The organism is Acuticoccus yangtzensis (genome assembly GCF_001927245.1).
GTDB classification, from domain to species: domain Bacteria; phylum Pseudomonadota; class Alphaproteobacteria; order Rhizobiales; family Amorphaceae; genus Acuticoccus; species Acuticoccus yangtzensis.
Genome location: NZ_MJUX01000009.1, coordinates 40,578 through 53,201 on the forward strand (window position 1 = coordinate 40,578; position 12,624 = coordinate 53,201).

At 70.3% G+C, this 12,624-nt stretch carries 10 protein-coding genes; 4 read left to right on the forward strand and 6 right to left on the reverse strand.

What is annotated here, in order from left to right; genetic code table 11:
* Positions 1–98: 98 nt before the first annotated feature.
* Entirely contained in the window at positions 99–731 is a 633-nt protein-coding gene (locus tag BIX52_RS18705) for a YitT family protein (RefSeq protein ID WP_075222635.1), read from the reverse strand.
* 375 nt (positions 732–1,106) lie between these two features.
* Between BIX52_RS18705 and BIX52_RS18710 the strand changes: the two genes are divergently transcribed.
* Positions 1,107–1,787, forward strand: coding sequence for an RraA family protein (locus tag BIX52_RS18710; RefSeq protein WP_075222636.1), 681 nt, complete (start codon positions 1,107–1,109; stop codon positions 1,785–1,787).
* A 225-nt stretch (positions 1,788–2,012) separates the two neighbouring features.
* Positions 2,013–2,903 (forward strand): molybdate ABC transporter substrate-binding protein, encoded by an 891-nt coding sequence (locus BIX52_RS18715; RefSeq protein ID WP_211098199.1) that lies wholly within the window; start codon positions 2,013–2,015, stop codon positions 2,901–2,903.
* A 281-nt stretch (positions 2,904–3,184) separates the two neighbouring features.
* Here BIX52_RS18715 and BIX52_RS18720 read toward each other — a convergent pair whose 3' ends face one another.
* A complete protein-coding gene (locus BIX52_RS18720) occupies positions 3,185–4,336 on the reverse strand; it encodes a M20 aminoacylase family protein (RefSeq protein ID WP_075222637.1) in 1,152 nt (383 codons plus the stop codon).
* A gap of 375 nt (positions 4,337–4,711) precedes the next feature.
* On the opposite strand from BIX52_RS18720, the gene BIX52_RS18730 reads away from it, so the two are divergent.
* Both BIX52_RS18730 and BIX52_RS18735 read left to right on the forward strand, forming a co-directional pair.
* Positions 4,712–5,977: a metal-dependent hydrolase family protein gene (locus BIX52_RS18730; RefSeq protein ID WP_083660538.1), complete on the forward strand. Its 1,266-nt coding sequence runs from the start codon at positions 4,712–4,714 to the stop codon at positions 5,975–5,977.
* 134 nt (positions 5,978–6,111) lie between these two features.
* Positions 6,112–7,002, forward strand: coding sequence for a LysR family transcriptional regulator (locus BIX52_RS18735; RefSeq protein ID WP_170126413.1), 891 nt, complete (start codon positions 6,112–6,114; stop codon positions 7,000–7,002).
* 129 nt (positions 7,003–7,131) lie between these two features.
* Here BIX52_RS18735 and BIX52_RS18740 read toward each other — a convergent pair whose 3' ends face one another.
* Genes BIX52_RS18740 through BIX52_RS18755 form a run of 4 tightly spaced genes read right to left on the reverse strand, consistent with a single transcriptional unit; the run spans position 7,132 to position 12,586 of the window.
* On the reverse strand, positions 7,132–8,943 hold the full coding sequence (locus tag BIX52_RS18740) for an ABC transporter ATP-binding protein (RefSeq protein WP_205647762.1): 1,812 nt from the start codon (positions 8,941–8,943) through the stop codon (positions 7,132–7,134).
* 1 nt (position 8,944) lies between these two features.
* Entirely contained in the window at positions 8,945–10,753 is a 1,809-nt protein-coding gene (locus BIX52_RS18745) for a gamma-glutamyltransferase family protein (RefSeq protein ID WP_075222642.1), read from the reverse strand.
* A 25-nt stretch (positions 10,754–10,778) separates the two neighbouring features.
* On the reverse strand, positions 10,779–11,642 hold the full coding sequence (locus BIX52_RS18750) for an ABC transporter permease (protein ID WP_075222643.1): 864 nt from the start codon (positions 11,640–11,642) through the stop codon (positions 10,779–10,781).
* Positions 11,639–12,586, reverse strand: coding sequence for an ABC transporter permease (locus BIX52_RS18755; protein WP_075222644.1), 948 nt, complete (start codon positions 12,584–12,586; stop codon positions 11,639–11,641). The genes BIX52_RS18750 and BIX52_RS18755 overlap by 4 nt, the downstream gene beginning before the upstream one ends.
* Between the last annotated feature and the right edge of the window lie 38 nt (positions 12,587–12,624).

The following is a 12,624-nucleotide window of genomic DNA, read 5'->3' on the forward strand; positions in this document are numbered from 1 at the left end:
TTAACCCGTGCGCCCGCCGTGCCAATTGGCCATCCACCGGCCTCCGCAGGCCCGGCGTTGCGACCGGCAACCATGCGGAAGGGACCCGCGAGGCGCCGCTATGCCGGCGGCGTGGGCGGAACGGGCGGCTGCCGCGGGTCTGCGCCGCTCTGGTGGATGCGGAAGTTCCACGCGATCACCGCATTCAGCACGACCGCGCCGAAGAACGACGCGACGATCGCCTCCAACGGCAGAACGAACACCGCCGCGAAGAACACCAGAGCGTCGAACGCCATCTGGAACCAGCCGGTCTTGAAGCCGGTCTTCTGCTCGACGATCAGGGCCAGGATGCCCAGCCCGCCCGCAGACGCATTGTGCCGAAAGAGCGCGATGAGCCCGATCCCCGACGACGCGCCGGCAAGAAGCGCCGCGAGGAAGGGCGGCAGCGCCTCGAACCTCATCCACGCGCTCAGCAGCGGCACCAGGACCGAGATGCCGACCACCGCCACCACCGTGCGAAGGGTGAAGGCTCGCCCCCGCTTCACCCACGAGAGCCAGAAAAAGGGCAAGCTCACCAGGAGGAAGACGACGCCGAAGTCGAGCCCGACCATGTAGGACAGCAGCAGCGCCGCCCCCGCCGTCTGCCCGGTGAAGAGCCCGGCCGCCTTCAAGAAGGTGACGCCGAGGCTGGTCATCAGAATGCCGAACACGATCCCCTGCACGTCGTAGAAGGAGATGGGGGACTTCGTCATGGGGCCTCCTGCGCACCGTCGATCCTCACCGCATCATGCAGGCTTCCCGCCACAGGTGAAACGCGCGGTGACGCGAGGCCGCCGCGAGCCGGGGGCGGCCTGCGCACACTAGGAAGGGACGGAAAACCGCCCGCGCCCGATCTCAACCTAGCGTTTCGCACGCGAAACACTCGCCTGTGCGCTGCTGTTGCGCATGCCTTCCGCGTCGGCCGGCGGGCGGCCATAAATTCAGCGCCGGCCGCATGGGTCCGGCAGACCGAACCGCTCGCCGCAGTGCCGCAGGTCGCGCGGGGGGCGACGGACCGAAAGACACGGCACACCGCCGCCGGACCCAAACCGGCGGCCGCGCGCTCAACAAAAAGCAAGAGGACTCGCATGGGTATCGGATTCAGAGTGCTGCAACGCCAGCGCGCGGTCTCCTCCGACATCGTCGCCGCATTCGCCGACCTGCCGGTCGCCAACGCCAGCGACTCGATGTGGCGCATGACGGCGGGGGGCGCCCGCCTCACCGCGCGCCACCGCAAAGGCGTGCGCATGGCCGGCCCCGCGCTGACCGTGAAGACGCGGCCCGGCGACAACCTCCTCGTCCACAAGGCGATCGAGATGGCGGTGCCGGGCGACGTCATCGTCGTGGACGCGGGGGGCGACCTCACCAACGCCCTCATCGGCGACCTGATGACGACGCTCGCCCTCACCCGGTCCATCAACGGCTTCGTCATCAACGGCGCGATCCGCGACGCGGACGAGATCCACGACAGCGGTATGGCGGTCTACGCTGCGGGGGTGTCCCATCGCGGCCCCTACAAGGACGGGCCGGGCGAGATCAACGTCCCCGTCGCCATCGACGGCATGGTGATCGAGCCGGGCGACCTCGTCATCGGCGACGGAGACGGGTTCCTGTGCGTTCCGTTCGACGTCGCCGCGGAGGTGCTGGAGGCGACCCGCGCGAAGAAGGCCACGGAGGACGCCGAAATGGTGCGGATCCGCTCCGGCCGTGCCGACCGCGCGTGGGTGGACGATGCGCTGAAGGCCCGCGGCTGCGTGATGGAGGCCTGACACCGGCGGCAGACGCTGCGTCCTGCTGCGCGCCCACACCCTCTCCGCGAACGGCGGACCGGCCGCTTCCGCAGTCCGCGCCATCTCGAGTGCATTTTCTGTCGTTTCTTGTTATTTCCCCGAAATAATCAGCGAGCGCCACGCTCCGCAGGCTTTGGGGGACGGACCGAGATGGGATGGAGATGCAGCGGATGGACGGGTGCTGAGACCGATGGAGGCCAAGCGTTGCGCCGAGCCGCCGCGACACTCACGGCAGGCGCGCGCGCCGTGGTGACGCTGGCCGCGGTGACGCTGACAGCCGGGACGCTGGCGACCGGAACCGCCGCGGCCCAGACGTCGAGCGCGGCGCCCACCGCGCTGGAGCCGGCGGACCTCGTGCGCCTCCACGCCGCCGGGAGCCTCAAGGCCGCGATGACCGAGATCGCGGACGCCTTCGAGGCCACCCGTCCCCTCACCGTCGCGCGGACCTTCGGCCCCTCCGGCCTGCTGCGCGAGCGCATCGAGGGCGGAGAGGCCGCCGAGGTGTTCGCCTCCGCCAACATGACCCACCCCGCCGCCCTCGCCGCCGCCGACAAATCCACCCCCGTGGTGCTGTTCGCCCGCAACCGTCTCTGCGCCCTCGCTCAGCCGCGCGTTGCCGTCGACAGCGCCTCGCTGCTCGCCGTGCTCTTGGACGAGGACGTGCGCGTCGGCACCTCCACGCCAGGCGCCGATCCGTCCGGCGACTACGCCTTCGAGGTCTTCGCCAAGGCCGAGGCGCTCCAGGCCGGCGCCGCGGAAACCCTCCGCACCAAGGCGCTGCAATTGACCGGCGGGCCGGACAGCGCCGCGCCGCCCGAGGGCCGCAACCCCTATGGCTGGGTGATGAGCAAGGACCGCGCCGACGTCTTCCTCACCTACTGCACCAACGCCGTGCTCGCCGCGCGCGACACGCCGGGGCTGAAGATCGTGGCGCTGCCGGAGCCGCTCGCCGTCGGCGCCGACTATGGGTTGACGGTGATGAACGGTGCGCCCGAGGCGGCCTGGCATCTCGCCGCCTTCATCCTGTCGCCGGAGGGGCAGGCGCGCCTCGCCTCCTACGGGTTCGCCGCGCCCGGCCTTCCGGCGACGGACTAGCGCGGCCACGTCCACCGGCGCCTGGTGCCGCCTCGCCCCATCGGTCACATCCCTCACGCTGGCCGCGCGCGGTGCGGCCGCGTGGTTCCCTCGTCGCTCTCCTCTGGACGCCGGTGTTGCCGACGTCCAGCATCCATGATGCGCGACTGCGCAACAGCGCAGGCGACGCTCGCCGGATGCGCCGAGGCAGGGTCGGACCGGAAAGGTCGAGGGGAAGGCGTGCCGGTTTCACGCAGGCCCAGCCACGTCTCGCAGCGCTTAGGCCGTGCGGGGCCGTGGCCTCAGGCGCCCCGTTCGGCAAGGCGGGCGTAGAGGGCGGAGCCGTAAGGAATGGCGTCGTCGTTGAACATGTAGTTCGGGTTGTGCAGGGCGGCGCTGTCGCCGTTGCCGACAAGCATGTAGGCGCCGGGCACCTTCTCCATCATGAACGAAAAGTCCTCCGAGCCCATCGAGGCGGGGTGGCCGCGCACGATGTTGGCGGTGGCGGCGAGGTCGTTCATCGCCGCGAAGGCCGCGTCGGTGGCGTCCTTGTCGTTCACCGTGGGGGCGAAGATCAGCCGCCAGTCGATCGCAGCCGTGCAGCCGAGACCGGCCGCCACACCGCCGATCACGCGCCGCACCGCGTCCTCGATGAGGTCGCCCACCTCGCGCCGGAAGAAGCGGGCGGTGCCGCCGAAGGTCGCCGTCTCGGGGATGACGTTGTAGGCGTCGCCCCCGGAAAGGCGGGTGATCGACAGCACCGAGGGGTCGGCCGGGTGGACGTTGCGCGCCACCACCGTCTGCAGCGCGGTGACGATCTGGCACGCGGCGGCCACGGGGTCGATACCGGACTGGGGCTGCGCGCCGTGCGCCCCGCGGCCGGTCACCGTCACATCGAAGAAGGCGCCGCCGGCCATGGCGGGACCGTCGGAGATGGCGTAATCGCCGATCGGCATGCCGGGGCGGTTGTGCATGCCGTAGATGGCGTCGCACGGGAAGCGGCCGAACAGGTCGTCCTCCAGCATGGCGAGGGCGCCGCCGCAGCCCTCCTCGCCGGGCTGGAAGATGAAGTGCACCGTGCCGTCGAAATTCCTGGTGGCGGCGAGGTAGCGGGCGGCGCCGAGGAGCATGGTGGTGTGCCCGTCGTGGCCGCAGGCGTGCATGGTGCCGGGGACGGTGCTGCGGTAGGGCGCGTCGCCGATCTCGTGGATGGGGAGCGCGTCCATGTCGGCGCGCAGGCCGATGGCGCGGTTGCCGTCCCGCCCGCGCAGCACGCCGACGACGCCCGTCTTGCCGACGCCGCGGTGCACTTCGATGCCCCACGATTCCAGCGTTTTGGCGACGATCTCGGCGGTGCGGTGCTCCTGAAGGCCGAGTTCGGGGTGGGCGTGCAGGTCGCGCCGGATCGCAATGAGGTCGTCGTGATAGGTGCGGATGGTGTCGATGATGGACATGGGTCCTCTGGCGCTGGCGTGGCGGGCGCGCCGGCGGTCCGGCGCACTGCCCCTTGTGCCGGTGCGGCGCCGGTTGGTCCAGCCGCGCCCGCTCGGCGCGCGGCGACGGGAGGTGACCCCGCCGGATGCCGGGTCGGTGCCGGATGCACCGGCCGGGGAGCGGAAGACCGCGCGGAAGGCCACGCGCAAGGCCGGGCGAGGCGGCGGCGTTTGGGACGGCGCGGGGCCGCCGTTCAGCGCATCCGCCGAAGAAGCATCGGCGCAGCGATAGCTTTCAGATATCGACGCTTCCGTTAATGATATTGGACCGAATGCTGCGGCGGGCCCATCGTCATGCCGCGGCTTCCCCCGCACGTGGACGACAGGACTGCCGGTGTGAGCACGACCATCTTCAAGAATGCGGCCGTGCTCGACACCGAGACGTGCCGCCTGACCCGCGGGCAGACGGTGGTCGTGCGCGGCGGCCGCATCGCGCGCATCGGCAGTGACGGGCCGGACGATGACGGTCCCGGCGGCGCCCCTTCGGACGGTGACGGCGAAGCGGCGGTGATCGATTGCGGCGGCCGCACGCTGATGCCGGGCCTGATCGATGCCCACGTCCACATCAACACGACCGAATATACGACGCTGGAAAATGTGGTGCTGCCCAACTCGCTGGTGGCCGCCCGCGCCGTCGGCACCATGAACGCCATGCTGATGCGCGGCTTCACCACCGTGCGCGACATGGGCGGCGCCGACACCGGCTATATCCGCGCCGTCGACGAGGGCACCATCGTCGGCCCGGACCTGATGATCTGCGGCAAGATGCTGTGCCAGACCGGCGGCCACCAGGACGTTCGCCTGAAGTGGGACTGGCAGGACCCCGCGTTCCTGCGCGGCCGCCTGGGCGCCAAGGCCCGCCTGTGCGACGGCGTACCGGAAGTGCGCCACGCCGCCCGCGAGGAGCTGCGCGCGGGTGCCCAATTCATCAAGATCATCGCCAATGGCGGGCTTGCCGCGCACGGAACGCCGCTCTCCCACCTCGCCTTCTCGGAGGAGGAGATCGCCGCCATCGTCGAAGAGGCGGGCGACGCGGACACCTATGTCGCCGCCCACGCCTATACCGACAAGGCGGTGGAGCGCTGCGTGCGCCTCGGCGTCAAATCGATCGAGCATTGCTTCTTCGTTTCGCCGAGGACGGCGGACATGATGGCGGAGAAGGGCGTGACCGCTGTGCCGACGCTCGCCGTCGTGGAGCTGCGGCGCAACCGGCCCGGCGCCACGCCCGAGGAGGCGGACAAGGCGGCGCGCCTGCTGGACGAGATCGACAGGGGCCTCGCCGTGCTGAAGGCGGCGGGGGTCGCCATGGCCTACGGCACCGACCTCACCCACGCCAGCGTCCACGCCCATCAGTCGCGCGAGTTCCTCTACCGCCTGCGCGGTGAAAGCTCGGCCGACGTGCTGCGCTCGGCCACCATCGTCGGCGCGAAGCTGGTGAAGCGCGCCCACGAGATCGGCAACGTGTTCGAGGGCGCGCGGGCGAACCTCCTCGTCGTCGACGGCAATCCGGCCGAGGACGTGGCGCTTCTGGCCGATCCGGGCCGCATCGGCGTGATCGTGAAGGCGGGCGCGGTCGTGAAGAACATGCTGCCGGTGGGCTGACCGTCCGTTCCTCTGACCGGCGGCGGCCGGAATTTGCGTGAACCAGTCTTTGAGTGACCCCGCTTTTGCGTGACCCGTGTGCCTGAGATGGCAACAACCCCGAGGGCCAGACGAACATGGTCGAGCTGCGGCAGATGCGTCAATTCGTGGCCGTGGCCGAGGCGGCGAGCTTCCGCAAGGCGGCGCAGCACCTTCACATGTCGCAGCCGCCGCTGAGCACCGCCATCAAACGCCTCGAGGACCAGCTGGGCGCCCGCCTTCTGGATCGCACGAGCCGGCACGTGCGTCTGACGTCGGCGGGCGAGGTTTTCCTGCGCGAGGCCCGCCGCACCATCGCCCAGGCCGAACACGCGGTGCGCCTCGCCGGGCAGAGCGACGGCGCGTTGCTCGGCAGCCTGCGCCTCTCCTTCGTCGCCAGCGCCGCGCTGGGCGAGCTTCCGGCGCTCATGCGGCTCTTCCGCCAGCGCCATCCCCATGTGGTCATGCACTATGACAGCGACAGCACCGGGCGCCAGCTCGAGGCGCTGCGCCAAGGCCGCTCGGACCTTGCACTGGTGGTCCCGCCCCTCTCAGACCGCAGCGGGCTGGATCTGCAACCCTTCCTGACCGAGACGATGCACCTGGTGCTCCCCGCCTCTCACCCCCTCGCCAAGCGCACGGTGGTGCAGATCGAGGAGCTGGCCGACGAGGACTTCATCACCTTCCCCTTCGCCGCGGGGCCGGGGTTCGAAAGCGTCTTCCGCGCCGCCTGCGGCCGGGCCGGCTTCTCGCCCCGCATCACCCACGAAGTCTCGCAGATGATGACGAAGATCATGCTCGCGGCGATGGGTGCGGGCGTGGCGCTGGTTCCCGAATCGTTCACCGCAGTGCCGATGAAGAACGTCGTCTATCGCCCTCTGCGCGAGGGCGACGAAGGGCTGACCTTCACCAGCGCCTTCGCGGTGCCGCTGGCCGGGGACAACCCGCTGACCTCGCGCTTTCTGGCGTGCGCCTACGAGTTTGCGGCGGCCCGCACCGGGTCGTAGAACCGGAGGCACCATCGCGTGGGTGCGAGGCCGAGGCCTCCCGCGGGCTCGGACCTCACCAGCGATCAGGCAGCGCGGACCCGAAGTGCGTGAGTGCCTTGCGGGTGGTGGCGGAGCAGCGAGGCTGCGTCAGTGCGTCTCCATCACGAGATGGCCGGCGGCGGCCTCGCGGTAGTGGCGGGGCGGCGGGGTGAAGCCGCGCGGGCGCACGGGGCTCTTCAGCTCCTCCGGGGCGACGGTGAGGCGGTGGTGGCGGCGCGCGGGGTCGGGCACCGGCACCGCCTCCAGAAGGCGCTTCGTGTAAGGGTGCTGCGGCGCACCGAAGACGGCGGCGCGCGGGCCGATCTCGACGATTTCGCCAAGATACATGACGGCGACGCGGTGGCTGATGCGCTCCACCACGGCCATGTCGTGGCTGATGAACAGGAAGGCGATCTTCCGCTCCTCCTGCAGGTCCATCAGAAGGTTCACCACCTGCGCCTTGATCGACACGTCGAGCGCGGAGACCGACTCGTCGGCGACGATCACCTTCGGGTTCAGCCCCAGCACCCGCGCGATGGCGACGCGCTGGCGCTGCCCGCCGGAGAACTCGTGCGGGTAGCGGTCCAGCATCGCCGGGCTGAGGCCGACGCGCTCCAGCAGCGCCGCCGCCCGCCGCCGCGCCTCGCCCCGCCCGGCCAGGCGGTGGCGGATCATCGGCTCGGCCACCGTCTGGCCCACCGTCATGCGCGGGTTGAGGCTCGAATAGGGGTCCTGGAAGATCATCTGCGCCGTGCGCCGCATGCGCATCAGGTCGCCGGGGCCGAGAGCGCGCACGTCGAACCCGTCGAGCTGGATGTCGCCGCTCGTCGCCTCGATCAGCCGCAGGATGGACCGGCCGGTGGTGGACTTGCCGCAGCCCGATTCGCCGACGAGGCTGAGAGTCTCGCCCTGGTGGAGGTCGAACGAGACGTTCTCCACCGCGTGCACCGCGCCGGTGGAGCGGCCGAAGAGATCGGACCCGACGTTGAAGCGGGTGACGAGGTTCTTCACCGACAGCACCGGCGTTGCGCTACGGTCGACGGTGTCCGCCACCGGCCCCTGCGGCTCGATGCTGCCGGTGGCGGTGTCCACCCGGTCGAACCGCAGCGGCCAGGCCTCGCCCGCCATGGAGCCGATGCGCGGCATCGCCGCCAGGAGCGCGCGCGTGTAGGGATGGTCGCCGCGGGAGAAGATCTTCCGGGTGGTGCCGGTCTCCACGCAGTCGCCGCGGTACATCACCACCGTGCGGTCGGCGATCTCGGCGACGACGCCCATGTCGTGGGTGATGAAGAGCATGCCCATGCCGCTCTCCTCCTGAAGCTCCTTCAGAAGCTCCAGGATCTCGCCCTGGATGGTGACGTCGAGCGCGGTGGTCGGTTCGTCGGCGATGAGGAGCTTGGGCCGCGCCGCCAGCGCCATGGCGATCATCACCCGCTGGCGCATGCCGCCGGAGAACTGGTGCGGATAATCGTCCAGCCGCGCGGCCGCGTTGGGGATGCGCACGCGCTCCATCAGGGCGGCGGTGGCGGCGCGCGCCTCGGCCCGGCCGGCGCCGTCGTGGTGGCGCAGCACCTCGCCGATCTGCCGGCCGACCGTGTAGGCCGGGTTCAGCGAGGTCATCGGCTCCTGGAAGATCATCGCGATATCCTTGCCGCGGATATGGCGCATGTCCTCCTCGGGCAGCGAAAGGAGGTCGCGGCCTTCCAGGGTGACCGCGCCGCCAATGCGCGCGTTCACCGGGTCCAGCAGGCGCATGATGGACATCGACGTGACGCTCTTGCCGGAGCCGCTCTCGCCGACGATGGCGACGGTTTCGCCGGGCGCGACGTTAAACGAGACGCCCTTCACGACCTCGCGCCAGCCTTCCGGGGTGCGGAAAGCGGTGGTGAGATCGCGCACCGAGAGGAGCGGCGCCGTCATGTCACCGTCCGGCCGCATAGGCCTGCATCAGCCGCGGCGTGGCGGCGGCGCGCAACAGGCCGTCCGCATCGCGCCGCGCCGCGGTGAGGCGGCCGATGTCCCAATCACCCGCGACGGTGACGTCGTGGCCGCGGCGGCGGAGCTCCTTCACGACGTCCGCGCCGATGCGCGCCTCGATCGTCATCGCCCCCGGCTGGCTGGTGCGCGGGTAGAAGGAGCCGGGGAAATGGGTGGTGTGGAACAGCGGCATGTCGATCGCCGCCTGGAGGTTCAGCCCAGCCTGGTGGACGTAGCGCAGGAAGAAGGAAAGCTGCCACTGGTCCTGCTGGTCGCCGCCGGGGGTGCCGAAGGCGAGCGTCGGCCGTCCTTCGTAGAGCGCCAGCGAGGGGGTCAAGGTGGTGCGCGGGCGCTTGCCGGGGGCGAGCGAGGACGGCAGCCCTTCGGTGAGCCAGAACATCTGCGCGCGCGTGTTGAGGCCGAAGCCCAGCGACGGGATGATCGGCGAATCCTGCAGCCAGCCGCCGGAGGGGGTGATGGACACGATGTTGCCCCAGCGGTCGATCACGTCGATGTGGCAGGTGTCGCCCTCCGCCTTCTGGGCGAGACCGGCGGGCGGCGTGGCAAGGTGGGCCATGGTCGGCTCATAGACCGCGCCCTTGCCGAGGCCGGCGAGAAGCGCCATCCCGCGCGCCACCTGGTCCTCGAAGCCGGGCACGATGCCGGGCGTCAGCTCGCGCGAGGCGGTGGGGCCGACGAGGGCGCGGCGGGCGGCGTTGTAGGGCTCGGACAGGAGGTGGCCGAGCGGGACGTCCACGAAGGCCGGGTCGCCGTAGTAGGCCTCGCGGTCGGCGTAAGCGAGCTTCATCGCCTCCACGACCGTGTGCACGAAGTCGGCCCCGCCGGGGTCCATCTCGGCGACCGGCAGGCCCTCCAGGATCTTCAGCGATTGGAGGAGCACGGGGCCCTGTCCCCATGGGCCGGTCTTGGCGACGGTCCAGCCATGATAATCGGCGGTGGTCGGGGCCTCGATGGTGGCGGTCCAGCCGGCCATGTCCTCGCCCGTGAGGACGCCCTTGTGGCGGTTGCCCGAGCCGTCCATCAGCTCGGCGGTGCGCATGTAGGCGTCGATCTCCTCGGCGACGAAGCCTTGGTAGAAGGCGCGCCGCGCGGCCTCCACGCCCGCCTCACGGCCCGGGACGGCCTCCGATTCCTTGACGATCCGCTTCCACGTTTCGGCAAGCACCGGGTTGCGGAAGAGGGCGCCCGCCTTGGGGCGCTGCCCGCCCGGTAGCCACGTGGCGTGCGAGTCCGGCCACTCGGCGGCGAAGAAGTCGTCCATCCCGGCGATGGCGTCGGCGACGCGGGCCAGCATCGGGTGGCCGTGCTCGGCATAGTAGATCGCCGGCTCCATCACGGTCCCGACCGGCAGGGAGCCGTAGTCGCGCAGCATCGTCATCCAGCCGCCGAAGGAGCCGGGGATGACGGTGGCGAGCAGGCCGTTGCCGGGGATGAGGTCGAGCCCTTCGGCCCGGTAATGGGGGATGGTGGCGCCCGCCGGAACCGTCCCCTGGGCGCAGAGGACCTCGACCTCATCCTTGGCGGCACAGTAGAGGATCGCCGGCATGTCGCCGCCCGGCCCGTTCAGATGCGGCTCCACCACCTGCAGCACGAGGCCCGTCGCCACCGCCGCATCGAACGCGTTGCCGCCGGCCTCCAGCATCTTCATGCCAGCCGCGGTGGCGATCCAGTGGGTGGAGGTGACGACGCCGAAGGTGCCGAGGAGTTCGGGGCGGGTGGTGAATGGTGTCATGGTCGGTGTCCGGAAGAAGGTCGGGTCAGTGTTCGCGGGGGTCGAGCGCGTCGCGCAGGCCGTCGCCGAGGATGTTGAAGCCCATCACCACGAAGAAGATGGCAAGGCCCGGCCACAATGCCATCCAAGGCGCCTGCGACAGGAAGTTTTTCGCCACGTTGAGCATGGAGCCCCAGCTCGGCGCGGGCGCCTGCTGGCCGAGGCCGAGGAAGGACAGGCTCGCCTCGGCGATGATGGAGGTCGCCACCGTCAGCGTCGCCTGGACGATGAGCGGCGGGACGATGTTGGGCAGCACATAGCGCGTCATGATGGCGACGTGGCCGAGGCCGATCGCGCGGGCGCCTTCGATATAGTCTTCCTTCTTCACCGCCATCACCTGGCCGCGGGTGAGGCGGATGAAGATCGGCATGGCGGAGAGGCCGATGGCGATCATCGCGTTCATCAGGCTGGGGCCGAGGAAGGCGGCGAGCGCGATGGCGGTGATGAGGAAGGGCATGGCGAGAAGCGCGTCGGTGAAGCGCGAGATGGCCATGTCGGTGAAGCCGCCGAAGTAGCCGGCGAGGAGGCCGATGGGAACGCCCGTGGCGAGAGCGATGGCGACGGAGACGACGCCCGCCGCCAGCGAGGCGCGCGCGCCCCACACCATGCGCGAGAGGATGTCGCGGCCGAGCTCGTCGGTGCCGAGCCAGTGGGCCGCCGAGGGCGCCTGGCGGATGGCGGTCCAGCTCGTCGCCAGCGGGTCGGCGATGGGAAGGAGGGGCGCCGCGAGCGCGAGGAGGCCGAAGAAGCCGACGATGGCGAGGCCCACCAACGCGGCGGGCGAGCGGCGGAATTTGCCCCAGGCGCGGCTCCTGGCGCGCGGGGCGAGACCCTCTGCGGCGACGCTCAAAGCTCGGTCCTCAGGCGCGGGTTGAAGACGGCGTAGAGGATGTCGGCGATGAGGTTCATGACGAGAAAGCCCGCGGCGATGCACAGGACGATGCCTTGCACCACGGCATAGTCGCGGTTGAACACGGCGTCGACGGTGAGCTTGCCGAAGCCCGGAATGGTGAAGATCTGCTCCGTCAGCACCGCCCCGCCGATGAGTTCGCCGAACAGGAGCGCACTCAGCGTGATGACCGGCAGCACGGCGTTGCGGAAGGCGTGGCCGAGGACGACGACGCGGCCGGGCAGCCCCTTCGCCCGCGCGGTGCGGATATAGTCGGACGACAGAACGCCAAGCATGGCGGACCGGGTGTGGCGCATCAGCGTGGCGGCGAGTGCGGTGCCGAGGACGAAGGACGGCATCAGCATCGTCTGCAACGAGCGCACGGGGTCGACGAAGAAGGATTCGTAGCCCGACGCAGGGAGCCAGCCGAGGTTCACCGAGACGAGCAGGATGAGCATGATGCCGAGCCAGAAGTTCGGGATCGACAGGCCGGAGAGGGCGACGACGTTGCAGATCCAGTCGATCCACGAGTTCTTGCGCGTGGCGGCGAGGATGCCGGCGGGGATGCCGATCACCATGGCGAAGATCATCGACATGGTGGCGAGTTGCAGTGTGACCGGGAGCTTTTCCGCGATCAGCACCAGAACCGGCTGGTTGGTGCGCAGCGACATGCCGAGGTCGCCTTTCAGGACGTCGCCCAGCCAGTGGAGATATTGCATCCAGATCGGGTCGTTGAGGCGGTAGAGCTCGCGCAGGCGGGCCAGCGTTTCGGGATCGCGCTCCTCGCCGGCGAGCGCCAGCACCGGGTCGCCCGGAAGCAGCTTTTGCAGCCCGAAGACGAGGATCGAGACGATCAGCAGCGTCGGCAGGGCGATGAGGATGCGTTTCAGCACGAAACGGAGCATGGGCTCTCCGACAAGGACGGAAGGGGGCGGCGGCACCG